Below are 26,979 nucleotides of genomic sequence, written 5' to 3'. Positions count from 1 at the left end.
TATGAATGACAGCAAACCGTCGGTTTTTATTGTTACTGGAATGCACCGTTCCGGTACATCTTTAACTGCTTCTTTGTTTCAGAAAGTCGGAGTTGATATTGGTAAACAGTTGGTGGGCCCGGCGGTGGGAAATGTGAAAGGTCATTTTGAGAATGTTGATTTTGTTGAGTTTCACAAGAGTGTTTTACGATCGCACGGCATAGATGAACTCGGCTGTACGTTTGAACAAACGATTCCGGTAGCAGCGGAATATGTGGAAATTGCCAAACGGGCGATCGACCAAAACCAACAAACTGACAACCATTGGGGCTGGAAAGACCCGCGAACCGCTTTGTTTTGGGATTTTTGGCTAAATTTGCTTCCCACAGCCAATTTCATCTGTGTTTATCGATCGCCCTGGGAAGTCGTGGATTCGCTGTACCGCCGGGGAACCGATGTCAGTTTGCTGCAAAATCCCCAAATGGCAGTAAAAATGTGGATTCACTACAACCAAAAAGTCTTAGAATTGTACCAACGTTTTCCCGATCGCTGTCTGCTGGCGAACGTTTACCCGATCGGCAACACTCCCGAACTTTTTATCGATCGAGTCAACGAAAAATTTAACGTTAACTTAGGTGCGATACCTGCCGACAATTTTGAAGAATCTTTATTAGTAAATGATATTGTCAAAAGTCATAGGCCGAGTTTAATAGAACAATATTTTCCCGAAGCCTTAGAACTATATCAAGTTTTGGAAACCCAAGCTGGCAATCTGGGCAGCGAATCGAATTCTGCCAGCGATAAAATTATTCATTTTCCAGCATCTTCTGTCGGCCCTTTTGAAGATTGGCTAAAAATCCGCTTGCTGGAAAAACAGCAAAAAACCAGCAATTCCGAAATCAAACAGTGGCAAGAAGAATTTCACCAAGCCCAGGCAAAAGTGTTGGGATTGGAGGCAGAATTAGGAGAAACTCAAGTACAACTTGCCGGCAAAGAATCTAATTTTCAAGAAGCTTTAGCAAAACTGCTCGGATTAGAAACAGAATTAGGACAAACTCAGGCACAGCTTGCCGGTCAAGAATCGCAATTTCAAGAAGCTTTAACAAAAGTCCTGAAGTTAGAAACAGAATTAGGACAAACTCAGGTACAACTTGCCGGAAAAGAATCACAATTTCAAACAGCTTTAGCAAAAGTCTTGGAATTAGAAGCAGAATTAGGACAAACTCAGGTACAGCTTGCCGGCAAAGAATCGCAATTTCAAACAGCTTTAGCAAAAGTCTTGGAATTAGAAGCAGAATTAGGGAAGAGTCAGGTAAAATACGAAGAAAAAGAATTCAAACTGGAGCAGAAATTAGCTGAGTTACTGTGGATGGAAACTATACAGAGTCAAACTCAAGAAAAATTAAATGAAAGTCGGGAAGACTTAGAAAAGTCGCGCCAGGAAACAGAAAGAGTGCGGGCAGAAATTGAGGCAATCAAAGCTTCTGACTGGTGGCAACTCCGAGAAAATCTGTGGGGTTTTCAGCGTCGAATCCGTGACCTCTTCCCGAAATATATTTTTTCGTTAGACCAACCCACTACTTGGCAAATTAGCGATTCTAATGTCCTAATTGTGGGCTGGGTATTTAACACAAAGATTGAGATTAAAGCAGTGCGTGTCCGAATTGATGACAAAATATTTTCGGGCGTTTACGGCATAGAAAGAAGCGATATAGCGATAGCACATTCTAATATTCCGGCTGCGAGGAAAGCGGGTTTTACTATTGAATTGCAAGCGCCTGCCGGACGGCACGAAGTGGTACTAGAAGCCCAAGAAGCAGGCGGAAATTGGCATCTTTTGGCAACTTATCCGCTGTTGGTTTCAACGATTCAAGCATCGTTAGATGTACCCGTGGTGTGGGAACAGCGTCAGGGTCAAATTTTGTTCGCAGGTTGGTGCTGTCACCACGATCGCAAAATTGCTAAATTAAGCTTTGTGTGCGGCGATATTTCTGTAGAATGCGCCTACGGTTTGCGGAGAAAAGATGTCGGCGAAGTGTTTCCCGACTGGGTTAACAGTTCGGAAAGCGGCTTTGAGGCACTTGTCGATTTGCCGCCAGGGGAATGGCACGTGGCGCTGCAAGCTGAGTTAGATACCGGGGAAATTTTGTCTTTTCAAGCGCCACAAGTATTGACTGTGCGGCGCTACCATATTTGGCAGCGAAGTGCTGATAAATTTGAGGAGTTTTCGAGTTTTGTAGAGGCAATCCGGCAGCGGGCGAGGGAGAGAAAACAGCGTCTGGGCAGAATTGTGCCGATGCCTTGGGAAATTGTCAAGGTGATGCGCCAGTTGGGGAAGATTTACCAACAGCAAAAACAGTTGACTGCGCCGGGGGATTTGCTACCGCCTGCGGGTTTTGTGGTGCCGAAACCGATTGATAGGTATGATGCTTGGTTGGAGGTGAATCAGTGGAATAGTCGATCGCGCGATTACTTGATTTCTCGGTTAAAATCCTGTGGGCAAGCGCTGCCCAAGATTTCGGTGGTCATGCCAGTGTACAATCCGCAGATAGATTTTCTCGAAAGTGCGATCGACAGTGTCATCAATCAAGTCTATCAAAACTGGGAACTCTGCATCGCTGACGACTGTAGTACCGACGCTACAGTTGCTGACACCTTGAAAAATTGGGCCGAAAAGGACGATCGAATTTGCATCACATTTCGCACAGAAAACGGCAACATCAGCGCCGCGACTAACAGCGCCGCCGCCCTCGCCACAGGCGACATCATCCTATTTTTAGACAACGACGACGAACTAACTCCCGACGCCCTAGGCGAAGTCGCGCTATATTTTGCCACCCATCCAACCACCGATTTTCTCTATTCAGACGACGACAAAATCGACACCAAAGGTCGCCGTTTCGCCCCACAATTCAAACCGCAATGGTCGCCAGAACTGCTGCTTTCCTATATGTATCTCGGTCATTTGTGCGCCGTCAGAAAACAGATTTTTGAAGAAATAGGCGGTTTGCGAATCGGTTTTGAAGGCTCGCAAGACTACGATTTTGCCTTAAGAGCAACCGAAATTTGTCGCCACGTCGCCCACCTGCCTCTAGTGCTGTATCATTGGCGAACTGCACCCGGTTCTACAGCCATATCTGGGGCCGCCAAACCATCCAGTTTTGGCGCAGGTCAAAAAGCAATCCAAGACGCACTAAACCGCCGCCAAATCAACGGCAATGTCGCTCAGCACGCCTGGGCTACCAAAGAAAATTTGGGCATCTTTGCCCAGGATTTCCCGGATGACGGCCCGTCAGTAACGGTAATTATTCCTACTAAAAATCAGGTGAAATTGCTGAAAGCCTGTTTGGATTCTCTGGAAACTACAACTTACAAAAATTTTCAAATTGCTGTCATCGACAATGAAAGCGACGATCCGAAAACTCTAGAATATTTAAAGCAATTAACTTGCCAAGTTTTGCGAATCAAAAATCCTGGTGGCAAGTTTAGTTTTGCAGCCATCAACAACCGCGCCGTCGAGCAAGTTGACAGCGAATATGTATTGTTTTTGAACAACGATACTGAAGCAATTAACCCGCGCTGGCTGAGTCAAATGGTGGGATACGCTCAAATTCGTGGCGTGGGTGCAGTCGGCGCGCGACTGTTATATCCCGACGGTAGAATTCAGCACGCGGGAGTAATTCACGGCCTCCATCACGGTTTGGCCGGTCACGCTTTTAAGCTGATGGATAAGGAGAATCGAGGCTATCTTTCTCAGGCGATGGTAACGCGAAATTACTCGGCGGTAACTGCTGCTTGCACGATTACTCCCCGTCAATTGTTCTTAGAATTGGGCGGTTTTGATGAGGATGATTTTGCTGTTGCTTACAATGATGTCGATTACGGATATCGATTGTTAGAACGGGGGTATCGATGTGTATATTGTCCCGATGCGGAGTTGTTGCACAAAGAGGGAACTTCGAGAGGTTTTACTGATAATCCTCAAGAAGTTGCGTCTTTTCGGCGCAAGTATGCGGGGAAAACTGACAGTTTTTACAGTCCTCATTTGTCCTTAGAAGATGAGTATTTTCATATTCAACCCCGACGGGTGTTTATGAAGGAAGAAGGTTCGGCAACGAGCAATGTGCGGGATGTAGCGGATGTAACGGATGTAGCGGATGAAAGAGAGCAGGAAGAGTTAAGATTTGATGATTCCCGTGTGTTATCAGTAGCCAAACATTCTATTCATCCTGTTAGGGTTTTGATGTGCAGCAATTCGCTGGATTTCACGGGGGCGCCGCTGCATCAGTACGAGATTGCGGTGAAATTGGCGGCTGAGGGTGTGATTTTGCCGATCGTACTTTGCGCCACAGACGGCCCCCTGCGCCAAGCTTACGAACAACAGGGAATTGAAGTAATAGTGCGCGACAATCCCCTCGAACACATCTACCAGCGCGATGCTTACGATGAAGCTATCCGCAGTTTTAGCAAGGAAATTGAAAGTTTAAAAGTAGATGCCATCTATGCCAATACTTTAGAAAACTTCTTTGTAGTTGATGCGGCGCACCAAATCGGAGTTCCTGTGGTGTGGAACGTCCACGAAAGCGAACCTTGGCAAACTTATTTTAACAGGTTTGGTTCCGAGATTGCGGCGAGAGCTTTGGAGTGTTTCCGCTTTCCATACAAGGTGATTTTTGTGGCGGATGCAACGCGGGATAGGTATTTGCCTCTCAACAGCCACCACAATTTTACAGTGATTCACAACGGCTTAGATTTGAGCAAACTGGAAAATTCCGAGAATTATCAAGACGCTAGAAACACTTTAGGTGTGGCAGCGGAAGATGTGGTATTGTTGCTGCTGGGAACAGTTTGCGAACGTAAAGGCCAGCAAGATTTAGTTCAAGCGCTTTCACTTTTGCCTGAGAAATGGCACAATAAGATTAGGTGTTTCATTGTGGGCGATCGGCCGAGTATTTACAGCAATAAATTAGCCGAGATGGTGAACGCATTGCCGGAAGAGTTGCGACAAAGGGTGACAGTAGTCCCGGAAACTGGGGAACCAGGAAAATATTACAAAGCGGCGGATATTTTTGTTTGCACTTCTCGTGTCGAAAGTTTTCCGCGAGTGATTTTGGAAGCGATGGCCTGCGATTTACCAATTATTACATCGCCAGTTTTTGGAATTAAGGAACAAGTGAGGCCGGGAATTAACGGTTTGTTTTATACGCCGGATCGTCCGGATCAATTACTTGCAGCTTTGATTAGTTTGTTGGAGGATAAATCTTTGCGCCAGCAGTTAGCTGGAAATGCTAAATATGTCTTGGATTCACTGAATACTTTTGAGGAGATGACTCAAGCTTATGCAGACATTTTCTGCGAAGCATATTTCAGCAGTCATTAATTAATTGGTCATATCAAATCTGGCTGTACCGGAATTATTAAACCACAGAGAACACAGAGGACACAGAGGGAGAGAATGGATAGAATAGAGAGATGAATTATTCCAATGAAGACCGGATTTGATATAATTGGTAGCACAGGGCAAGGAGAAACGAAGACTTGCGGAACATATTGAAAATCCAGACATCAATACTATAAAACAATCAAAAATGAACGATAAAAAAATGACCGATCGCCCAAGAGTAGATTATGAAACGGCCTGGGACAGTTACGCCCAACAGTGGCAAGAAAGTAATCCCGAACTTTCCCATATTGGCGACGAATGGATCGGTAAAGCTGCTGGTGCGGCCAACTCCTTAGCCGAATACGAAGCATTGATAGAACAGGAATTTGTTGCACCGTACATCAAACCAGAACATACGGTTTTAGAAATTGGTATCGGTGGCGGAAAAACTGGTTCGCTGTTGCTGAAATATTGCGATCGCCTAATTTGCGCCGATATTTCCAGTCAAATGCTGCAAGCGGCCCGATCGCGCTTGGGAACCGATCGCGTTTCCTACGTCAAACTCGACGGTTTAACATTAGACGGCATCGCCCAGGGTGCAGCCGATGTCTGCTTTTGCTACGATACCATGGTACACGTAGAAGCCGTAGACATATTCAACTACCTAACTCGCATTCCAAAACTGCTGCGGGGCGATCGCATTTGCGTCTTCCACCACGGCAATATCCTCAGCGAATTAGGGTGGCAAAAATTCGCCGGCGAGTGGGACAAAAACTTGCTGGGACGCAGAGATGGCACGGCATTTTCAATTATGACCGATACAATTATGGAAAAATTTCTCAACCATTTAAACTATGAAATCCTCCTGAAAAATACATCTTCAGTACCGCGAGATTGCGTCTGGATTTGCAAAGCCCCGTTAAACAGTTGATAGTTGACAGTTGACAGCGTTAATCAGTTGACAGTTGACAGTTGACAGTTGACAGTTGACAGTTGTAGGGGCAGTGCCCCCGTGCCTGCCCTCTCCGTTGACAGTTGACAGTTGATTTTTAAAGCAGTCTCACACCTGCTGGAATTAAGCCCAATAGTATTTAAATTGTCTGTCAACAAACAATTTTCTCTCTTGTGGCGTGGGCGTCCCGCCCGCCCAAAATATACAATTTAAATGCGCTACAGCTTAGAACTAATCGATTGAACATCATGTAAATCCTCTTCTTCCTTCTTCCTTCTTCCTTCTTCCTTCTTCCTTCTTCCCTCTTCCTTCTTCCCTCTTCCTTCTTCCTTCTAAAATGAAAGCATTATTTCTCCACCCCAACTTCCCCGCTCAATACCGGCACATTATCACGGCATTAGGCGCAAATCCCAAAAATCAAATTGTTTTCGGCACTAAAAACGAGCGTCCAGAATGGGAAATTCCCGGAGTTCGCAAAGCAGCATTTACCCCCAGCCGCGAACCCCACGCCCAGACTCACCAATACGTGCGCCCTTTAGAAAGTGCCGTCATCTACGGACAAGCCGTATTTAGAATGGCAGAACAACTCAAAGCTGACGGTTTTGTACCCGATGTAATCTGCGGACATTCAGGTTGGGGGCCGACACTATTTGTCAAAGAAGCTTTTCCAAATACGCCACTTTTGTGTTATTTCGAGTGGTTTTATCACGCCATTGGTTCCGACGCAGATTTCGATCCGGCGGAACCTTTAAGCGTTGACGACATGGCAAGAATTAGAATCAAAAATGCGCCGATTCTGATCGATTTATATTCTTGCGATTGGGGTTTGTCGCCGACTTATTGGCAGCGATCGCAATTCCCGCCAGAATTACAACAAAAATTATCCGTACTCCACGACGGCGTAGACACCGATTACTTTAAACCAGATCCCGGTGCTAAACTCGTTTTACCGAATTTAGATTTGTCCGGCGTTGATGAAATTGTCACCTACGTATCGCGGGGAATGGAACCTTACCGCGGCTTTCCAGAGTTCATTGAGTCGATCGCCTACGTGCAAGAACGCCGCCCCAACTGTCACGTTGTAATTGTTGGTTCAGACAGAGTTTGTTACGGCCGTTCCCTACCCAACGGCGAGTCTTACAAAGACCATATGCTCAAAAAAGTGCCGCTAGATATGTCGCGAGTGCACTTTGTCGGGCCGCTACCTTACGGACTGTATTTAAAAGTAATTCAAGCATCCGACGTACACGTTTATTTAACCAGACCTTTCGTGCTATCTTGGTCGATGATTGAATCTCTATCGGCAGGATGTTTAGTAATCGGTTCCGATACAGGCCCGGTGAGAGAAGTTATCCGCGATGGAGAAAACGGTTTAATCGTCGATTACTTCTCGCCGAAACAAGTAGCCGATCGCATTGACGAAGTTTTAGACCATCCTACCCGCATGGCAGAAATTCGCGTCAAGGCCCGTCAAACCGCCCTAGAACGCTACAGTTTAGCTAATATGTTACCGCAGCAGTTACAATTGATCGAGCAGGTTGCAAGTCGATCGATGCCGCCGACAGTTGGTACGCAGCCAGAACGGGAATTGGCAGCATCTTTTGGAGTTAGAATTTAGCACATTCATCGATGCAATATCATACAGCACTTTCCGATGTTATGAGGTACGAGCGATCGCTCGCGTGGAAAACAACATATAGGCTAGGCTCATGTAATGAAATCCTACTCCCTCGACCTGGGTTCAAAAATAGTGACAGCGCACTTGGTCCAAAAATTGTCAAGCGAGAAAAGTAGCCGCCCGGTTTGGTGTCACTAAAAGTCTCGTGCAAAAACTGGTCAAGCAACAACGAACTGAGGGAAACTTGTTTGCCAAAAGTAGCGCTACATATCTACCCCCAACCCCCCCCAACCCAAGGGGGGGCTAATAACTGCATCTGTAGTAGGAATTTATGAAAATGGTATTAGAGGCAAACAGCAATATAAATTTACACAGACATACCAACTTTATCTATTTCCTGTTGAGCTAAAAAACCGTATAATACCTAGTGAAATTGTTGGCAGGAAAAGCGAATGTCTTTTAAAGTTAGTGGACGAGTTTACGAAGCCGAAAGTGGTAATGGTATTCCTAACCTAATTATAGAAGCCTTTGACAAGGATCTTGTTAAGAATGATAAGTTAGGACAAGTAAAGACCAATAGCAATGGAACCTTTGAAATTACTTACTCGGAAGCAGATTTCCGAGGCAAATTTGATATATTTGAAGGCAATCCTGATTTATATATTGTGGTCAAATCGCCTGACATGAGCAAAATATTGTATAGCAGCGAGAAGAACATTCGCAATGAGGCAAAGAACAACGAGCATTTTGATGTTGCAATTCCCAAAGCTACCTTACTTGCAAATAAAGAAGGGTCTTCAAAAAATAACAAGCAGTTATTAAAACTTCTCATCGGTATTGCCTGGATCGATGGGGTACTCGAACCAGGAGAACAAGCATTTTTGCAACGGATGGTAAATGAGAAAGGACTGGCTGACGATCCCGAGATTAAATCCTTGTTATCGGTAGATAAGCCAGTACAGCCTGAAGAATGTTATGGCTGGTTACAAGCTTATTTAGGAAATAATAGTGAAGACAAAGATTTTCAGGAATTGTATGAAGCCCTTGAATCCTTGATGTATAGCGATGGTGCGTTGGATAGCCAGGAAAAGGAACTTTTAGCAGAGCTTGCAGCTACAGACGTAGCGAACGTCTCAAGTCGCCAACTTACTCTACAGCGCCGATTCATGAGCATGATGCTCGATAGCAAATTCCTGGCTAACGTACTACAGATGGAGCGCTCATCAATGGTTAGTCAAACATCAATTGGGACTGGCTATTATGCTCGCGTTCCCTATCAAGTCATAAGTCGCTTCAGTAGCACTGCGAGTACGAAAATTCTCGCAGACGATATGGCGAAACTCTATTTAACTGACAACTTCGCCCCAGTAAAAAAAGAAATCACTGCGGACAACCTGACAGTAGAAGGCCAACTTCCCAAACAATTGGAGGGGATGTTTCTCCGCAACGGTCCCAATCCGCAATTTAAGCCCATTGGACTCCATCACTGGTTAGATGGAGATGGAATGCTCCACTGTGTAGAGATTAGTAATGGCAAAGCTAGTTACCGCAACCGCTACATCCGCACAGATGGGTTTAAAGTCGAGCAAAATCAAGCTAAAGCAATTTGGCCGGGGCTGCTGAACCTGCCAAGGTTTGACACGCCCTACGGCTTGATGATGAAGAATACCGCCAATACTTCATGTGTATTCCACGCTGGTAAATTGTTGGCTCTCTGGGAAGCTGGCGCACCCTATGAAATCGGGCTTCCTGATTTAGAAACAGTTGGCGTACATACTTTTAAGGACAAACTAGCTTCTACCTTTACAGCGCACCCAAAAGTTGACCCGGTGACGGGTGAAATGATTGTGTTCGGCTTCGCACCTATTGCTCCGCCTTACCTGGAATATAGCGTGGTTTCAAAAGAAGGGGAATTAAAGCGAACCGTGCCTATTGACATACCTGCCCCGGTGATGATGCATGATTTTGCCATTACCGAACACTACACCATTTTCCTAGATATGCCGCTGACTTTCAAACCGATGCGAATTATGCAAGGTCAGCTACCCATTAAGTTTGAGCCTCAAAACCCCAGCCGTATTGGCATCCTACCGCGCAATGGCGATAATCGGACAATCCGCTGGTTTAAGGTTTCTGCCTGTATGCTCTACCATGTGGGTAATGCTTGGGAAGAAGGTGACGAGATAGTACTCTTGGCTACCCGAACACCCGATACCTATCTATTTATTCCTCAAGAAGACAAAGGTGAAGGTGGGGAAACTGAGTTTGAACACTTCCGGCTGTATCGCTATCGGATCAACCTAGCGACGGGTGTTGTCAAAGAAGAGGCTTTGGATGATGTTGCCACAGAATTTCCTCGCATTAACGATGATTTCACAGGTCGGAAAACTCGTTATATGTACGCTTCACAGCAGGCTACCTACATGAGACCCCGACTATTATTGGATGGTTTGATTAAGTATGATTTGGAAACTGGTAGCTCCCAAGTGCATGAATTTGGACGGGGACGTTTTGGCGGTGATAGTGCGTTTGCACCTCGACCTGGTTCTATTGCTGAGGACGATGGTTGGTTGCTGACGATGGTCTGGGATGCGGTAGCCAAGCGGTCTGAGTTACTGGTTATTGATGCCCAAAACTTCACATCTGAACCTGTAGCGCGGGTACTTATGCCTCAGCGCGTTCCTTACGGTTTCCATGCTACCTGGATCTCGTCTCTTGCAATGGCTACTTAATGAAGTGAACAGGCTTTTGGGCCTGTTCCACGGAAGATTAATTCTCTTGTGGAACAGGTCGAAAAGCCTGTTTAGGAGGACTACATAATCTTAGGAACCTTAAAAAACTCCCCATCGCGATCGGGAGCACCAGCCAAAATACTCTCGCCGTTAGCAAAAGGTTGCAAATCGTCCGATCGCATAACATTGCTAACATCGATCGCCCGAGTTGTCGGTTTTACCTTACTCGTATCCAGTTCGCTCAACTGCTCAAAATAATCCAAAATACCGTTCAGTTGACCGGTAAACTGCTCTTCTTCTTCCGGCGTTAATTCCAATCGGGCTAAATTTGCTACTTTCCGAACTTCTTCTTTGTCAATCATAAAAATTGGGAATTGTTGGTTGTTGGTTGTTAGTTGTTATTGGTTATTTGTTATTGGTTATTTGTTACTTTTTGGGTCTAATAACTAATAACTAATAACCAATAACCCATGAGAGCATATTGTTACTAAAAACTCGCCTTAAAAATACACATCAATTTGCGATCGCCCTGTCGTCTTCAGCCAATTCTGCACCTCAATGTAATTGTTCGGCGCCAAACGAATAGCCTCCTTCCAGTAATCCGCAGCTTTGTCAAACAGCCCTTCCGCCGCTTCAACATTGCCAGCTTCCTTTTCCCTTTCCCCTTGATAGTGGTAAATCACAGCAATATTGTTCAGCGCTTGCGGCATTCTGGGATTCAGTTCAAGCGCTTCGCTGTAATACTCCAAAGCTTTATCGTGTTCGCCGTTGCTAGTATGGATCAGACCCATATTGTACAATACATAACTGCGATCGTAAGGATCTTCTTCCAGCTTCAGCGCTTCAGTATAATTGTCCAGCGCTTCAGCATATTCGCCATCAGCTTGAGCCGACATACCATCCCGATAATAAGCAAAAGCTTCCTTCGCCTTCTTTTTCGCGGGCATAATCTTCAGGATGATATCAGCCATTACCGTGAAACTTTTGTCAATAAAGTTATCGTTGCGTTGAGTTCTTGGCATATGCGATTCTTTTGGTTAGTGGCTAATCTCAAAAATTAGCGGGTAAAGTTTTCCTATGAATACTTGCACAACAATTTTAGTTGAGAGTTGTGCTGAGGATGCGAAAAAGACTTGTGAGACACAAGAACAAACTTGACAACACGCGCAAGTCCTATCTATTGTAGATAACTATTGCAAGACTTACAAAAAAAACATATTTTTTTTACATATTTAAACTTTTATTAAGTTTTCAAAGTTCAATACTTCGGACAATTTTAGATCTCATCGAGTATCTCAAACCCTTGATGGCTATAGGGCTGACTATTTTTTCAATCTTTAAGTCTAGCCCGCTCGTTTCAAAAAATCATTAAAAATGCCATGGCTTACTCGCGATACGACTTACAGAGTCGTTAAAAAAACTGTCCGAACTATTGAAAGTTCAGCCAACACTGAAAATCTTTTGGGAAAAAAGTAGGGTACGGTTCAATTGAGGGTAACAGTTTGCGAGCGATCGGTGTAAGGTGAAGGCTGTCGCCTTAGTCCTAATTCGCCCCCCAAAGCATGAGTCCGAGCCAATCAGTCTTGGGGTTGGCATTTGCTAGATGCGATGGCGCAGGGGTTTCAGCCAGATTTCACCATTGCTGATGTCGGGACGGGATTGAGAGCAGGTCAGAAAGAAGTCCTGCCTGATACTCCTTGTCATGGAGATATTTTTCAGATCCAACAACAATTTGAGACAGTTGTTGACAATTGCTAATTAGCATGGTAATGTCAGACTATTCCAGCGTAAAAAATGTTAATTTTTCAAGCAGGATCAGGCAGTCAGGGTAATTGTATTCATTTGTAGTAAAAATAAGTTGGAAGTATTAATTAGGTAATGTCGTATCGTATTGTTGCTTATATCACCGCCTATTCAGATAAAACTGCCCTTGAGCGGTGTATCGCTTCTCTTAAGTGTCAAACTTATTCGATCGAGAAAATCTTAATAGTCGATAACTCGCCTCATGTTTTGTTGTCTCCTGAAGAATTAGACGAATCTATTATCGTCAAATCTTATCCCCAAAACATCGGCATTTCTGGCGGTTTACGAGTGGGTATTGAATGGTCTATTAAAAATGAATTTGATTTTATTTGGACTTTCGATCAAGATACTGAACCTTCACCAGATGCTTTAAAAAGATTAATTGAAACCTATGATAATCTCAAAGAAGCTCATCAAAAAATTGGAATTATTGCTCCACTTCCTGTTGATAGAGTCACAGGACAACAATGGAATGGAATGATCTTAGATAAGTATCAACTAAAACAATTTCTTATAAACGATCAAATCCCTGAAATTTATAAATGTGATGCCGTTATTACAGCAGGTTCTCTTATTTCCATTCAAGCCGCTCACAATACTCCCTTTCCTAATGAAAATTTATTTATTGAAGCAGTTGATTGGGAATATTGTCTAAAATTAAAGAAACAAAATTATTCTATATTTGTCAATAGAAATATTGTTCTAAAACAACGATTTGGAGAGACTCAAGAAGTTAATTTATTTTATCCTAAAATAAAAATAATGCGATTGAATTGTTCTCCGTTGCGTTACTACTACCGATGCAGGAATAACACCTTTGTCGAACTTAGTCTCGCTATGGAGAACAAACTATTGATTATGTTTAGTATTCATAGAATTAAAATTATGATTAATTTAGTTATTAAAATCTTGCTATTAGAAAACCTATCAAGAAGATTGAAAATTTGGGCTTGTCTGCGCGGAACTTATGATGGTTTCAGAGGGAACTTAGGAAAAACCTGGGTATAATCTACAAGGATGAGCCCGAGCCAATCAGTCGCAGCCAGTTTACCGCTTGATGCTCGCCAGAAAATAGCGATCGTGATATTGGCAAAGACAAAGTACGCACCCACACTATTAGTAGCGTTGGCGATCGGTTACCAGAGGGTAACGCACCCTACAGATAGAGTCTTTGCGTAAGTCCTGTACTCTTTACCCCTTCCCCCTTTCCCCTTCCCCCTTCCCCCCAACAGCAGTAACAAAAATACGTGGGGCAATGCGTGAGATATGTTATAGTAAACACTCAGCCTAAATAGTTAGGTTTCAAATTGTTGTGTATTATATCAGGAAACCAAAATGCTCAGAACCGATGTAATTCAAAAAATAATCGACAAGAAAAAAGCCCTGAGGTATTTAGAAATCGGCGTAAATAATGGCGATAGTTTTTTCCCGATCGAGATCGCTCAAAAGGTGGGAGTAGATCCTAGTTTTGCATTTTCTGAAGAACGTAAATTGGAATGGGCTAGTAAAAATCTATGTAATGCAACAGCGGAATATATAGACGCCACTAGCGATGCTTTTTTTGCAAGTGCCAATCCGATCGAACGGTTTGATGTAGCATTTATCGATGGATTGCATACCTACGAACAATCATTGCAAGATGTCCTGAATACCTTGGACAACCTCAATGAAAATGGCGTAATAGTCATGCATGATTGCAAACCACCCCATGTCCTCGCAGCCTGTCCAGCTCAGTCTCTGCAAGCTGCGATCGACATGAATTTACCTGGATGGGATGGCAACTGGTGTGGTGATGTCTGGAAAACGATTTGTTATCTAAGAAGTAATCGCAAAGATTTGCGAGTCTTTGTGTTGGATTGCGATTTTGGCTTAGGCATAGTTATGAAAGGAAAGCCTGATATAGATCTAAACTTGAGCAAAGATGAATTGGATAAAATGACTTATGAAGATGTTCTCAATGGTAAAGAAAATTTTCTTAACTTAAAAGATGAAAACTATTTGTTTGAGTTCTTAGAAACAATCTAATTCACTATCCACTACTCACTATTCACTAATTTAATTATAGCGGTTCTCAGAAAGGTTAGGTACGTTGTTGGGAAGAAGGCCCTATACGTTTAAGCGGTTATACAAGCTGTCAGGCACACCTCATCTTTTTGAGAAAGGCTATATGCAAGCTGATATTTTTTATTAAGATGGCATTCGTCGCAGGTGGTTATATTCCGACACCCCCTGTATCTAGTTCTATTTTGAGTCAGATCGCAAGAATACAAATACCACTCAGAAACAAATGAGAATCAAGTAGATGTTTTCAATTGGTCAACGCGACGAATTACTGGCGATCGCCGGTATTCTCGACCCAAAGCTGACAGCAATCGCTATCAGCTTTGATGTACCTTTAATGATGGCAGAATTTGCCGTGCAGTGCTACCTTAAAACTGCCATTTTTGAACCATGCCAAAAGTAGCAATGTTTTGCCCCAAAATCAAGGTCAGCCACAAAAAAGCCTAAATTCTCCAGGTCTAAACCAGCTTTAATGCCCGCAACCTATAATTAAAAATAACCGCGTAATTTTCACAAAGAGAAACACATGGCTCCAAATCCCGGGATTATGCAAGCCGTCGAGCAACTTGGCTACCGCGTTACGGTTGGAGACGTGGCGGCAAAAGCTGGATTAGATGTCAATTTTGCCCAGCGAGAACTGTTAACGCTGGCCTCCGAAGCAGGTGGGAACCTGCAAGTAGCAGAATCTGGCGACATTGCCTACATATTTCCCAACAACTTTCGAGATATTTTGCGAAACAAATTCTTGCGCTTGCAGTTGCAGGAATGGTGGCAAAAAATCTGGCGAGTCCTATTTTACTTGATTAGAATATCTTTTGGCGTAGTGCTGGTAGCTTCCATCCTTTTAATTGTTGTTGCCATCACGCTTTTACTCTCCAGCATGAATAGCGACAATAACGGCGGAGGCGGCGGAAGCGGAGGCGAAAGTGGAGGTGGCGGCGGAGGCTTTTTCTTTTTTCCCTACTTCTGGAACGACTTAATCTGGATCTTTTACTGGAACCATGATGAACCATACCAGCAGCGATCGCGCGATCGCGCTCAAAAACCCCAAATGAGTTTTCTGGAAGCAGTTTTCTCATTTATATTTGGAGACGGCAATCCCAATAAAAATCTAGAAGAGCGCAAGTGGAGCGATATAGCCACCGCAATTCGCAACAACCGAGGCGCAGTCGCAGCCGAACAAATTGCGCCCTATCTCGACAATCTCGGACAGGGATACGCCCGAGAATACGAAGAATATATGTTACCAGCTCTCGCCCGTTTTGACGGCCGCCCCGAAGTCAGTCCCGAAGGCCAAATCATCTACCATTTTCCGCAATTGCAAACCACAGCCATCCTGCAAAATCCTCAACCAACAGGAGCTTATTTGCGAGAAATGCTGTGGCGTTTCAGTCACGCCGACTCCGGCCAAATCATGCTCGCAGCAGGTTTAGGAGCCGTCAATCTTGTCGGTGCGTTAGTTTTGGGAAACTTATTGACTAAAAGTGCGATCGCAGGTGGATTCATCGGCTTCGTCAGCGGTATTTATCCACTGCTGCTGATTTACGGCGTCGGATTTCTGACAATTCCCTTAATCAGGTACTTCTGGATTCAGTGGAAAAATAGCCAGATAGAAGCTCGAAATCGCGATCGGCAGCAGCGAGCCATGTTATTAAACCAACCCGATGCCAACTTGCAGCAAAAACTGGCCTACGCCCAGGAATTTGCAGGCGAAAACGTTCTGACTGGAGAAGACCTAGCTTATACCACAGAAAGCGAATTAACTCAACAAGAACTAGAACAATCAGCCAAAATAGATGCTGAATGGCAGCGGCGAATTGGGCGATCGGATAATGTATAGCCCGAAGAATCAGGAAGGCAACACACAGATTTTTTCATAGTCCACGGAGGTGGACTTTGTTTTTGTAGTCGCGGTTTCTAACCGCCGGAGACTAGAAGTCTTCTGAGAATTGATCTTAGGTACGTAGTTGCGCTTCAGCGCTCTTTGCTTATATTAGGAAAGAGCGCTCAAGCGCAACTACGTACCTTGTATTGGCGTTGCTGCTGCAACGGTATGAACGACTCAATGTGAAAAAATGAAACAAACCAGTCAGTCAATATAGCTGAATTTTCAAGTTACCCATTTTCATCCCCTGATTAAACAACGCCAAAATCATTTATTTTGAATACTAGAATCTGTTGTTTTTCTCATTTTTTAACAATCTTAGGTCGTTTAAAAATCAAACAATTTTGATCGTATTTCGAGTCATGTCGCAGAGCCACAAGTTCCCACCCATCCTCCCCCAACTGATTGACAAATAAATGTAGCGAGCCTTGTTTCCAATCTCGCAGCTCCTCACCATTTACATATAAACTAATCAGCTTATTTCCAAAAGGATACATATTCGCATCCACAAATAAATACTCCCACTTTTGCATAGCAATCCTTAATTTAGTGATTAGTTATTAGTTATTAGTTATTTGTTCGTAGTTGTTAGGTATTGTTGGTGAATTGTGAGTTGCTACTAATGACAAATAACCAATAACCAATAACCAGTAACAAATAACCAATAACAAAGGTGTAGCAATTACTGCACAGCAATTCTAGCCAAAGCAGCACCCCGATAATAGTGCAACAAAATCTGCTGGTAGCCGTATCCCTGCCTAGCCAAATTGTAAGCCCCCCACTGACTCATTCCCACAGCGTGACCGAAACCTTTGCCAGCAACTTGAAAACCCGTAGGAGGCTGCCCGCTATTTCTCCCACTAAAAATCCCGCCGTACTGAGGAATCACAGTAAAGCGGGTACTCCTCAAATTTAGAACCCGACGCAAATCTGCGCCACTCATGACCCTAGAACCGCCATCTCCGACTACTTTCATCGTCAAAACGCTGCCGTAAGCAGTAGCGCGTTCTGGCTTCATCGAGATCACATTCCCAACACCAGAAATCCTGTTGCTGATTTGAGCCCGGGAAAAATTTTCTTTCCACTGGTAAACCGGCGCGCCTTGGTCAAAATCCGGAACAGCCCGCAAATAAGGCAGGGGTTCCGTCCACACATCCTCAACGTTCTCAGTGTGTCCGCCAGAGGCAGAGTGGAAAACAGCTAAAATAATCTGACCGTTGTAGGTGAGAACTTGACCAGCGGTGGCATCGACTGCGGCATAAGTACCCGAAGATTCTGTTTGCAGTCCTTTGTAAACCTGCGAAGATTGAGTATCGTCCACATCGTAAAGGTCGGTTTCGCTTTTGAGGCGCTTGTGGAGAGCGTAGGAACGGGCGGCGACTGCTTGGGCTTTCAAAGCCTCTTGAGGCCAATTGCCACTCATTTCGGCGCCGAGAACGCTGTAGAGATACTGTTCGATATCGACGTAGTTGACGGCAGTCAAGGCTCCTTTTTCGGGAACTAGAAGCGTGCGTCCCCGATACCATCGATCGCCAATCCAAACATAACCGTTTCCGGTCGGCTCGATCCAAATTTGATTGGCAGCCCAGCGGCCAATCGCCACAGTTCCCGATCGAAATTGAGCAGACTGAGAACTGTTGGCCGGCAGTTCGCCCAAATTGCGCCCGCTGCTGTCGCGGATGGCAGCCTTAGTAGAACTGCCGACTTTGATTTGACTCGTCCCGTCTTGTACCGCCACTCGCAAAATTAGCGAGGCCTGCGCTGGGGCTACCATCACCAGCCAAAACAACAGCCCCATCCAAAAGTAGCGTTTTTTTAAAGTCGAAAGAACGGAACTAAAGAACACTCCTGACTGCATTTTAAAATTTTCCTCCTGTGCTGTATGAGCTTGACAATTTTTAAGAGTTCGGGAAGGTTCGGGAAAAAGGAAGGAGAACGGCAGAAAGAAAACGTTAGAATTGGGGGTGCATCTGGTTTTTGCAAATATATCTGTAGGGGCGAAGCATGACCGCAGTCAATATGGGATTATAACTAATAACTCATATACGGTCATGCTTCGCCCTCTTCAAAAACCAGATGCACCCAGAATTGGGTTTGGCACTTTGTGCGTCAAAAATGATTGGAGCGACTAGATCCTGGCAGCAACAGCGATTTATCCCGGTTCCTGCCTGCGAATATTTCCTTTATGTCGGATTGGCCGCACCTGGATATTTGTAACATATTTTTTAAGATTTAATTGAGGTAATTTAACTCTTGCAGATTACATTTCTCGGAACCAGCTCCGGCGTCCCCACGCGATCGCGCAACGTATCCAGCATCGCCCTGCGCTTGCCCCAGCGAGCCGAACTCTGGCTGTTTGACTGCGGCGAAGGAACCCAGCACCAATTCCTCCGTAGCGAGCTAAAAGTCAGCCAACTGAGCCGGATTTTCATCACTCACCTGCACGGCGACCACATTTTCGGCTTAATGGGTTTGCTGGCTAGCTGCGGTTTGGCGGGGAATGTCAAGCGTATCGATCTTTACGGGCCTCCGGGACTTGAAGAATATTTGCAAGCTGGCGTTCGCTATTCTCAAACTCATTTTTCTTACCCAGTCAAGGTGCACAAAAGTCACGAGGGAGTTGTCTATGAAGATGACGAATATATTGTGAGTTGTGCTCCTTTGAAACACCGAGTTACTGCTTTTGGTTATCGTGTTACCGAGAAAGACCGTCCGGGACATTTTGATGTCGAAAAAGCCAAGGCTGTGGGTATTCCTTCCGGGCCAGTTTACGGCGAGTTAAAACAAGGAAAGACAGTCAAGTTATCGGACGGGCGACAGTTTAAAGGCAGTGATTTTTGCGGCCCGGATCAAGTCGGGCGGAAGTTTGTTTACTGTACAGACACGGTTTTTTGTGACAGCGCGGTGGACTTGGCAAAGGATGCCGATTTGTTGGTGCACGAAGCGACTTTTGCCCATCAAGATGCTCAAATGGCCTTCGATAGATTGCATTCAACTTCGACAATGGCGGCTCAAGTTGCCTTGCTCGCTGGGGCGAAACAGTTGATAATGACGCATTTTAGCCCGCGTTATGCTCCGGGAAATGCGATCGTCCTGGATGATTTGCTCAAAGAAGCCCAGGCTATTTTTCCGAATACAAAAATGGCCTATGACTTTTTGACTTACGAAATACCCAGACTTGTTGAAAAGCCCTAGGAGGGAAACCACGGGGGGATTGCCCCTACAAAGAATCGAACAGGCAAGATGCCTGTTCCACAATCAAATTCATTCTTTGTGGAACAGGCATCTTGCCTGTTAAGGAATTAGGGATTGACACTACTGTTTTGGAGTGGTTTAAATCTCAAGGTCGTGGTAAAATGGAAAAACGAATTCAATGGCGTTTTATGTCAAATCTTGAATTATTAACCCAACTTCAGCAATTGTCCCGTACTGATAAATTTCAAATGATGCTGTTTTTAATAGCAGAATTGGCGAAGGAAGAAGGAATTATCATGGGCAACGAATCTGCTGAGATCGTGTATTCCGTGCATACTTCTAATAGTGCAGCAGAACAATTAATGCAGTTACTAGAAGCAGAAAAGAAACAAACTCAAAATGTTTAATGGTAGGCGATATTCTTTTCAACCTAAACGAGATGAGTCAGGTGTTTTAGCTGATGTTCCGTATTTGCCTTTAACACTAACTTATCAAAATCGTTCTGTTGAGGTTATGGGTTTACTGGATACAGGAGCTAGCGTAAATGTTTTGCCCTATAATGTTGGGGTGCAATTAGGGGCAATTTGGGAAGACCAAAGATTGTCTGTTACTTTAGCAGGAAATTTAGCGATTGCTGAAACTAAAGGGTTATTAGTCTTGGCAAAAGTAGGAGACTTTGATCCAGTTCGGTTAGTTTTCGCATGGACTAGGCTGAATAATATTCCGATTCTTTTAGGACGAACTAATTTTTTTACTGAGTTTGATGTTTGTTTTTATGGGTCGCAATTAGCGTTTGAAGTGTGTCCTAAATTTAGAGATAGTTGAGATGATCAATGTAGGTTGACATAAATGCAATTATCTCCACCAACTTAACCCCAAATATTTAAAATTACCATGATAATTGAATTTGGCACATTAGGCTTAAAACTAGCACAAGCAATCGGGCCTAAACTTGCAGAAATAGGATTCAAAGAAGCTCTAAAAAAATTCAATCCTAGCGATTTTGAAAAAGCTTGCATTTCTGGCATTAAAACCGCCGATAAAACCCATGAATTATTCTATCCTTCCGAATTGGGCGTAGTCGAAGATTTTCTGAAAAGTTTCTTGGCTGGCGCCGCACTTCCAGAACTCCTGAAACCTTTCCACAATCAAGGAACGCCCCAAGTTGAGTTATTAGTTGCAGCTTTTAATGCGACTGTCGCAGACAACAAAAAAATTCAAGGCAGATTCATACCAGAAAAACTGGGGGGTTGGCTGGATGTTTTTGCAAAAACCTATTTCCAGGAAACAAACTGTTATTTAAGTTTTCAGGTTGCCAAATCCGACTACTTTAAGCAAGTGGCGAACTGGTTTGATGATGTCAAATTTGCTGGCATTGCTGTCGAAGGGCAGGAAATCGAAAAATCAGAAAAATTGGCTCAGATTTTTGTGATGCCGGATGTCTTGGAAGACGTAAATACTCATATAAGCTTGGATATTGAAGAATTAGAGGCAGGCAAAAATCTGCAATTATTGCAGCGAGAAAGTCGCTCCGGCAGAAAGTTGTTAGCCTCGCAACTATTGAGTCAAAATCGCTCAAATAAATTTGTACTCCTGGGCGCGCCCGGTTCTGGGAAAACTACTTTACTTAGTTTTTTTGCGGTGATGTTGGCTCAGAATTATCCCGAAAAACTCGGCTGGGATGCTGAGAGAGATTGCTTGCCGATTTTGATTAAAATTCGCGATTTTGCGAGGCTTTCAGATATCAGTCTCCTCGACTACGCCCGCCAGTTTGCTGAGAAAACTATGTCGGTGAAACCGCTACCCGAAGGCTTTTTTGAGTATTGGCTGGCTGACGGTAGGGCGATGATTTTGTTGGATGGATTGGATGAAGTTGTGGAAGAATCCAAGCGCTACGACGTAGTGCAGCAGATTGAGAATTTTTTAGGGAAGTATAATCAAAATCTGGCAATTATTACTTCTCGCCCTGCGGGTTATAAACGCGATTTTTTTAATAGTTCGGAGTTTGAACATTATCAGTTACAACTGCTTGATGATGCTAAGGTTGATGAGTTTATCGATCATTGGTATGACAGCCGCGTTCGAGATTCGGCGGAAGCTCAGCGCCGGAAAGAAAGTATTAAAAAAGCTTTGAATGAGAATGACCGGATTAAATTGTTGGCGAGAAATCCGCTGTTGCTGACAATTATTGCTTTGATTCACCGCTATCAAGCGGTACTGCCGAGGGCGCGTCACAAACTTTACGAAAAAGCTGTGGAGACGCTGTTAAAGTGTTGGGATGCCAACAAAAAAATAACCGATCAGTCGTCATTCAAATGTTTAGATGCGGATGATTTACGGCGGCTGATGGAAATTCTTGCCTATTGGATTCATACTCAGGGTAGTACGGATAATCCTGAAGGCGGAACGCTGATTGCCAAGGATGATTTGTTGGAGCAGTTAACTCAGAATATTAAAACCAAAAAACAGGTTGAATTGTCCAAAGCAAGACAAGAAGCTAGACGCTTTGTGGATTTTATTCAACAGCGGACGGGATTGCTCAACGAACAAGGACAAGATTTGTATGCTTTTGTGCACAAGACTTTTCAAGAATATTTGTGCGCTCAAGAAATTGCCTATCAGGCAGATGATGACGGTGATTTTGAGATTATTTTGGATCATATTCGAGACAATTTGCACGATGCTCACTGGCGGGAAGTATTGCTGTTGTTGATTGCTCAACAAAAACCGAAGAAAGCGGCGAAAGCGATGCGGGCAATTTTGGCGGCGAATAGCGAGTATGAGGAATGGTTGCACCGCGATTTGTTTTTTGCTGGCAATTGCCTTGCTGAAAATATTAAAGAGTTAAAGGTGGTAGATTGCAGTCTGACTGTGGAGATTTTGGAGAAGTTGGTTGAGTTGGAGGTAAGGGGTGAGGAAAAGGTTGGTAACAAAGTTCGCTCTCAGGTTTTTCAAATTCTTTGCAGTATGAATGAGACTGAATTTGAGGCGCAAACTTTGCAACTTTTGAAAGCAAAAGGGGTTGATGCAAATCGCTTGTGGAGATATCAAGCAGCATTAGGAGAAAAAGAAGCAGCTATCAGTTTTCTGTTGCTACGTCTCGAAGATGAGAATGACGATGTGCGTCGTGAGGCAGCAGAAGCCTTGGCTCACTTGGGAAATGCTTCAGAAGCCCTCATTAATGCCCTGTTGTTACGCCTCCAAGATGAGGATTCTAGGGTGCGTCGTGAGGCAGCAGAAGCCTTGGCTCACTTGGGAAATGCTTCAGAAGCCCTCATTAATGCCCTGTTGTTACGCCTCCAAGATGAGGATTCTAGGGTGCGTCGTGCGACAACAGAAGCCTTGGGTAAGTTGGGAAATGCTTCGGAATCCGTGCTCAGCGCTCTGCTGCTACGTCTCGAAGATGACGATAACTCGGTGCGTCGTGCGACAACAGAAGCCTTGGGTAAGTTGGGAAATGCTTCGGAATCCGTGCTCAGCGCTCTGCTGCTACGTCTCGAAGATGACGATAACTCGGTGCGTGCCTCGGCAGCAGAAGCCTTGGGCGATTTGAGAAATGCTTCAGAAGCCGTGATCAGCGCCCTGCTACTACGTCTCGAAGATGGGGATAACTCGGTGCGTGCATCGGCAGCGCAAGCCTTGGGCAAGTTGGGAAATGCTTCAGGAGTCGTAATCAGTGCCCTGCTGCTATGTCTCGAAGATGGGGATAACTCGGCGCGTGCCTTGGCAGCACTTGCCTTGGGCAAGTTGGGAAATGCTTCAGAAGCTGTGATCAGTGCCCTGCTGCTACGTCTCGAAGATGGGAATAAGCCGTCGGTGCGTGCCTTGGCAGCATTTGCCTTGGGTAACTTGGAAAATGCTTCAGGAGTCGTAATCAGTGCCCTGCTGCTATGTCTCGAAGATGGGAATCAGTCGTCGGTGCGTGCCTTGGCAGCATTTGCCTTGGGTAACTTGGGAAATGCTTCAGGAGTCGTAATCAGTGACCTGCTGCTATGTCTCGAAGATGGGGATAACTCGGGGGATAACTCGGCGCGTACCTTTGCAGCACTTGCCTTGGGTAAATTGGGTCTGAAATCTAGCGAGGTTTTGCCTGCTGTCGTGCAATGGATCGATCGCCCTCAAGATACAACACATACACCATATGTCGGTTCAGGTATTGATGTGTTGTGGGATTTGGTCGGGAGTTAGGGAAATTGATCCAAAATCCCAAATCGCCCGATCGCCCCCAAAGACGCCTTCGACTGCTTAGCAGACGCAATGGTTGCTACAATCTGGGAAGGTAAACGTTGTGGCTAACACTACAGCCCCTAATGCTGCAAGCTACTAGCTAAATTATTAAAAATCTGCCTCTCCTGCCATGTTTAAAAATCTACTCGGCGACCCCAACGCACGCAAGCTTAAGAAATTTCAGCCTTGGGTAACTGATATCGCAATCTTAGAAGAAGAAATCCGCGCCCTCTCAGACGACGGCCTCAGAGGCAAAACGGCGGAATTTAAACAACGTCTGGGAAAAGCTAAATCTCTCAACGAGGAGAAAGAGATTCTAGACGAAATCTTGCCAGAAGCTTTTGCAGTGGTGCGGGAAGCCGGACAGCGGGTTTTGGGAATGCGCCACTTTGATGTCCAACTCCTGGGCGGCATCATCCTGCACAAAGGCCAAATTGCCGAAATGAAAACGGGTGAGGGCAAAACTCTCGTAGCGACGCTGCCGGCTTACCTCAACGCCCTCAACGGTAAAGGCGTTCACATCATCACCGTCAACGATTATCTCGCCAGACGGGACGCGGAATGGATGGGGCAGGTGCACCGTTTCTTGGGATTGACTGTGGGACTGATCCAGCAGGGCATGGATCAGGTGGAACGGAAGAAAAATTATAACTGCGACATAACCTACGCCACCAACAGCGAAGTCGGCTTCGACTATTTGCGCGACAACATGGCTACTGTCATGGAAGATGTGGTGCAGCGTCCTTTCAATTTCTGCGTGATTGACGAAGTTGACTCGGTACTCATCGATGAAGCCCGCACGCCTCTGATTATTTCCGGCCAAGTGGAACGCCCCAGCGAGAAGTACATCCGCGCGGCTGAGGTGGCTGCTTCCCTGAGAAAGGAAAATGAAGAACATTACGAGGTTGACGAAAAGGCTCGGAATGTGCTATTGACCGATGAAGGCTTTGGCGAAGCTGAGAATTTGTTGGGCGTTACGGATTTGTACGATCCGGCTGACCCTTGGGCGCATTACATTTTTAATGCGATTAAGGCGAAGGAATTGTTTATTAAGGATATTAACTACATCGTCAATCTCGATCGCGAAGTGGTGATTGTTGATGAGTTTACCGGGCGGGTGATGCCTGGTAGGCGATGGAGTGACGGTTTGCACCAGGCGATCGAAGCGAAAGAACACGCGGAAATTCAGCCAGAAACTCAGACGCTGGCGACTATTACTTATCAAAATTTCTTTTTGCTATATCCGAAGCTGTCGGGGATGACTGGGACGGCGAAGACTGAGGAAACGGAGTTTGAGAAGATTTACAGTCTGGAAGTGACTCTGATTCCGACTAACCGGATTCCCAGCCGTGGCGACCTTTCGGATATGGTTTACAAGGCAGAGGCCGGCAAGTGGAAGGCGATCGCCCAAGAATGCGCCGAAATGCACGAAATCGGTAGGCCGGTGCTGGTGGGTACTACGAGTGTGGAAAAATCCGAGTTGCTGTCGCGGCTGCTTCGAGAACTCAAGATTCCTCACAATTTGCTGAATGCGAAACCGGAAAATGTGGAACGGGAGTCGGAAATTATCGCTCAAGCCGGACGCAAAGGCGCTGTGACGATCGCCACAAACATGGCGGGACGGGGTACTGACATCATTCTGGGCGGTAATTCTGAGTACATGGGACGCCTGAAGTTGCGCGAGTATCTGATGCCCCGAATCGTGCGGCCCGATGATGAAGACGGGTTTTCGCTGGTACAAGCGCCAGGAATTGGCGGCCGCCCCGCAGCTCAAGGTTTTGGTCAAACTGCCAAAAAAGTCAAGTCTTGGAAGGCTTCGGCCGAGATTTTCCCGACACAGCTATCGAAAGAGGCCGAGCAACTGCTGAAAGTGGCGGTTGAATTGGCGGTGAAGGAGTACGGCGAGCGATCGCTCTCGGAATTGCAAGCCGATGATATCGTGGCTGTAGCCTCGGAAAAAGCGCCGACCAAAGACATTGTCATTCAAAAATTGCGGGAAGCTTACAATCGCACTCGCAGCGAATACGATGCTTTTACCAGCACCGAACACGACGAAGTTGTGCAGTTGGGTGGCTTGCACGTTATCGGTACGGAACGCCACGAATCGCGCCGGATTGACAATCAGTTGCGCGGCCGCGCGGGACGCCAAGGAGACCCCGGTTCTACTCGGTTTTTCTTGAGTTTGGAAGACAATTTGCTGCGGATTTTCGGCGGCGAACGGGTGGCTGGTTTGATGAAGGCTTTTGGTGTTGAGGAAGATATGCCGATCGAATCTGGAATGCTGACTCGATCGCTAGAAGGCGCTCAGAAAAAAGTCGAAACCTACTATTACGACATCCGCAAGCAGGTATTTGAATACGACGAAGTGATGAACAATCAGCGTCGAGCCATCTATGCGGAACGCCGCCGAGTTTTGGAAGGTTTGGACTCGAAGGAACAGGTGGTTAAGTACGGCGAACAGACAATGGACGACATTGTGGGAGCATACATCAACCCCGATTTGCCTTCGGAAGAATGGGAACTCGAAAAACTTGTCAGCAAGGTGAAGGAATTTGTTTATCTGTTAGCTGACATGACATCGGATCAGCTTGAAGATTTGTCTGTTGAGGAAATCAAAACTTTCCTCCACGAACAAGTCCGCAATGCTTACGACATGAAGGAAGCGGAAGTTAATGCCATCCGTGCCGATTTGATGCGCGATGCTGAGCGGTTCTTTATCTTGCAGCAAATTGATACTTTGTGGCGGGAACACTTGCAGCAAATGGATGCTTTGCGCGAGTCTGTTGGGCTGCGCGGTTACGGACAAAAAGATCCGTTAATCGAGTACAAAACTGAAGGTTACGAGCTGTTTTTGGACATGATGACGGATATCCGCCGCAACGTGGTTTATTCGCTGTTCCAGTTCCAGCCGCAGCCTGCAATGCCTGTTTCGGCTGAGATGGTTTAGAGGGATTTGGTAGGGACACAAGATTGTTGTGTTTTGATTGATTGTGGCGGAATGCGATGTCGGTTCGTAGTGAGGACTTTAGTCCTTAGATTGATGCGGACTAAAGTCCTCACTACAAACCAATTTTACTGGTTCGTAGTGAGGACTTTAGTCCTTAGATGGATGCGGACTAAAGTCCTCACTACAAACCAATTTTA

At 45.2% G+C, this 26,979-nt stretch carries 17 protein-coding genes; 14 read left to right on the top strand and 3 right to left on the bottom strand.

Going from position 1 to position 26,979, the window contains the following annotated elements; all coding sequences use genetic code 11:
- Nucleotide 1: 1 nt before the first annotated feature.
- The 4 genes from QZ938_RS17095 (at nt 2) to QZ938_RS17080 (ending at nt 10,664) form a co-directional block, all read left to right on the top strand.
- Nucleotides 2–5,359 carry a glycosyltransferase gene (locus tag QZ938_RS17095; protein ID WP_293352000.1) on the top strand — a complete coding sequence of 1,786 codons (5,358 nt, stop codon included), beginning with the start codon at nt 2–4 and terminating at the stop codon, nt 5,357–5,359.
- A 208-nt stretch (nt 5,360–5,567) separates the two neighbouring features.
- Nucleotides 5,568–6,293: a bifunctional 2-polyprenyl-6-hydroxyphenol methylase/3-demethylubiquinol 3-O-methyltransferase UbiG gene (locus tag QZ938_RS17090; protein ID WP_293351998.1), complete on the top strand. Its 726-nt coding sequence runs from the start codon at nt 5,568–5,570 to the stop codon at nt 6,291–6,293.
- A 358-nt stretch (nt 6,294–6,651) separates the two neighbouring features.
- Complete coding sequence (locus tag QZ938_RS17085) at nt 6,652–7,932, top strand: glycosyltransferase family 4 protein (protein ID WP_293351996.1); 1,281 nt, start codon at nt 6,652–6,654, stop codon at nt 7,930–7,932.
- 452 nt (nt 7,933–8,384) lie between these two features.
- Entirely contained in the window at nt 8,385–10,664 is a 2,280-nt protein-coding gene (locus QZ938_RS17080; protein ID WP_293351994.1) for a carotenoid oxygenase family protein, read from the top strand.
- 80 nt (nt 10,665–10,744) lie between these two features.
- Here the strand turns inward: QZ938_RS17080 and gatC are convergent, their stop codons facing one another.
- Nucleotides 10,745–11,026, bottom strand: coding sequence for an Asp-tRNA(Asn)/Glu-tRNA(Gln) amidotransferase subunit GatC (gatC, locus tag QZ938_RS17075; RefSeq protein WP_293128462.1), 282 nt, complete (start codon nt 11,024–11,026; stop codon nt 10,745–10,747).
- Nucleotides 11,027–11,164: 138 nt separating this feature from the next.
- Nucleotides 11,165–11,686 carry a photosystem I assembly protein Ycf3 gene (locus QZ938_RS17070; RefSeq protein WP_293152504.1) on the bottom strand — a complete coding sequence of 174 codons (522 nt, stop codon included), beginning with the start codon at nt 11,684–11,686 and terminating at the stop codon, nt 11,165–11,167.
- Nucleotides 11,687–12,542: 856 nt separating this feature from the next.
- Between QZ938_RS17070 and QZ938_RS17065 the strand changes: the two genes are divergently transcribed.
- The 5 genes from QZ938_RS17065 (at nt 12,543) to QZ938_RS17045 (ending at nt 16,368) form a co-directional block, all read left to right on the top strand.
- Nucleotides 12,543–13,475, top strand: a complete 933-nt coding sequence (locus tag QZ938_RS17065) for a glycosyltransferase (RefSeq protein WP_293152507.1) — start codon at nt 12,543–12,545, stop codon at nt 13,473–13,475.
- A gap of 9 nt (nt 13,476–13,484) precedes the next feature.
- On the top strand, nt 13,485–13,646 hold the full coding sequence (locus QZ938_RS17060; RefSeq protein ID WP_293351992.1) for a hypothetical protein: 162 nt from the start codon (nt 13,485–13,487) through the stop codon (nt 13,644–13,646).
- 156 nt (nt 13,647–13,802) lie between these two features.
- Nucleotides 13,803–14,492 (top strand): class I SAM-dependent methyltransferase, encoded by a 690-nt coding sequence (locus QZ938_RS17055; protein WP_293152513.1) that lies wholly within the window; start codon nt 13,803–13,805, stop codon nt 14,490–14,492.
- 277 nt (nt 14,493–14,769) lie between these two features.
- Nucleotides 14,770–14,931, top strand: coding sequence for a hypothetical protein (locus QZ938_RS17050; RefSeq protein ID WP_293152516.1), 162 nt, complete (start codon nt 14,770–14,772; stop codon nt 14,929–14,931).
- Nucleotides 14,932–15,054: 123 nt separating this feature from the next.
- Complete coding sequence (locus tag QZ938_RS17045) at nt 15,055–16,368, top strand: hypothetical protein (RefSeq protein WP_293152519.1); 1,314 nt, start codon at nt 15,055–15,057, stop codon at nt 16,366–16,368.
- 727 nt (nt 16,369–17,095) lie between these two features.
- Here QZ938_RS17045 and QZ938_RS17040 read toward each other — a convergent pair.
- Nucleotides 17,096–18,271, bottom strand: a complete 1,176-nt coding sequence (locus QZ938_RS17040) for a SpoIID/LytB domain-containing protein (protein ID WP_293351990.1) — start codon at nt 18,269–18,271, stop codon at nt 17,096–17,098.
- 395 nt (nt 18,272–18,666) lie between these two features.
- Between QZ938_RS17040 and QZ938_RS17035 the strand changes: the two genes are divergently transcribed.
- The 5 genes from QZ938_RS17035 (at nt 18,667) to secA (ending at nt 26,782) form a co-directional block, all read left to right on the top strand.
- Complete coding sequence (locus tag QZ938_RS17035) at nt 18,667–19,608, top strand: ribonuclease Z (protein WP_293351988.1); 942 nt, start codon at nt 18,667–18,669, stop codon at nt 19,606–19,608.
- Between the two features lie 92 nt (nt 19,609–19,700).
- Complete coding sequence (locus tag QZ938_RS17030) at nt 19,701–20,015, top strand: hypothetical protein (RefSeq protein ID WP_293351986.1); 315 nt, start codon at nt 19,701–19,703, stop codon at nt 20,013–20,015.
- Nucleotides 20,008–20,433 carry a retroviral-like aspartic protease gene (locus QZ938_RS17025; protein WP_293351984.1) on the top strand — a complete coding sequence of 142 codons (426 nt, stop codon included), beginning with the start codon at nt 20,008–20,010 and terminating at the stop codon, nt 20,431–20,433. The genes QZ938_RS17030 and QZ938_RS17025 overlap by 8 nt, the downstream gene beginning before the upstream one ends.
- Nucleotides 20,434–20,502: 69 nt before the next feature.
- The gene (locus QZ938_RS17020) at nt 20,503–23,796 is read left to right on the top strand and encodes a HEAT repeat domain-containing protein (protein WP_293351982.1); all 3,294 of its coding nucleotides are present in this window, start codon (nt 20,503–20,505) and stop codon (nt 23,794–23,796) included.
- 169 nt (nt 23,797–23,965) lie between these two features.
- Complete coding sequence (secA, locus tag QZ938_RS17015) at nt 23,966–26,782, top strand: preprotein translocase subunit SecA (protein ID WP_293351980.1); 2,817 nt, start codon at nt 23,966–23,968, stop codon at nt 26,780–26,782.
- Nucleotides 26,783–26,979: the final 197 nt, after the last annotated feature.

Source organism: Microcoleus sp. CAWBG27, from assembly GCF_020883145.1.
Lineage (GTDB): Bacteria > Cyanobacteriota > Cyanobacteriia > Cyanobacteriales > Microcoleaceae > Microcoleus.
This window is presented reverse-complemented; position numbering and strand designations above follow the sequence as displayed.

Bases quoted from the DNA above. Each gene is read 5' to 3' on its own strand.
- QZ938_RS17095 (WP_293352000.1), top strand. From the start codon at position 2: ATGAATGACAGCAAACCGTCGGTTTTTATTGTTACTGGAATGCACCGT.
- QZ938_RS17090 (WP_293351998.1), top strand. From the start codon at position 5,568: ATGAACGATAAAAAAATGACCGATCGCCCAAGAGTAGATTATGAAACG.
- QZ938_RS17085 (WP_293351996.1), top strand. From the start codon at position 6,652: ATGAAAGCATTATTTCTCCACCCCAACTTCCCCGCTCAATACCGGCAC.
- QZ938_RS17080 (WP_293351994.1), top strand. From the start codon at position 8,385: ATGTCTTTTAAAGTTAGTGGACGAGTTTACGAAGCCGAAAGTGGTAAT.
- gatC (WP_293128462.1), bottom strand. From the start codon at position 11,026: ATGATTGACAAAGAAGAAGTTCGGAAAGTAGCAAATTTAGCCCGATTG.
- QZ938_RS17070 (WP_293152504.1), bottom strand. From the start codon at position 11,686: ATGCCAAGAACTCAACGCAACGATAACTTTATTGACAAAAGTTTCACG.
- QZ938_RS17065 (WP_293152507.1), top strand. From the start codon at position 12,543: ATGTCGTATCGTATTGTTGCTTATATCACCGCCTATTCAGATAAAACT.
- QZ938_RS17060 (WP_293351992.1), top strand. From the start codon at position 13,485: ATGAGCCCGAGCCAATCAGTCGCAGCCAGTTTACCGCTTGATGCTCGC.
- QZ938_RS17055 (WP_293152513.1), top strand. From the start codon at position 13,803: ATGCTCAGAACCGATGTAATTCAAAAAATAATCGACAAGAAAAAAGCC.
- QZ938_RS17050 (WP_293152516.1), top strand. From the start codon at position 14,770: ATGTTTTCAATTGGTCAACGCGACGAATTACTGGCGATCGCCGGTATT.
- QZ938_RS17045 (WP_293152519.1), top strand. From the start codon at position 15,055: ATGGCTCCAAATCCCGGGATTATGCAAGCCGTCGAGCAACTTGGCTAC.
- QZ938_RS17040 (WP_293351990.1), bottom strand. From the start codon at position 18,271: ATGCAGTCAGGAGTGTTCTTTAGTTCCGTTCTTTCGACTTTAAAAAAA.
- QZ938_RS17025 (WP_293351984.1), top strand. From the start codon at position 20,008: ATGTTTAATGGTAGGCGATATTCTTTTCAACCTAAACGAGATGAGTCA.
- QZ938_RS17020 (WP_293351982.1), top strand. From the start codon at position 20,503: ATGATAATTGAATTTGGCACATTAGGCTTAAAACTAGCACAAGCAATC.
- secA (WP_293351980.1), top strand. From the start codon at position 23,966: ATGTTTAAAAATCTACTCGGCGACCCCAACGCACGCAAGCTTAAGAAA.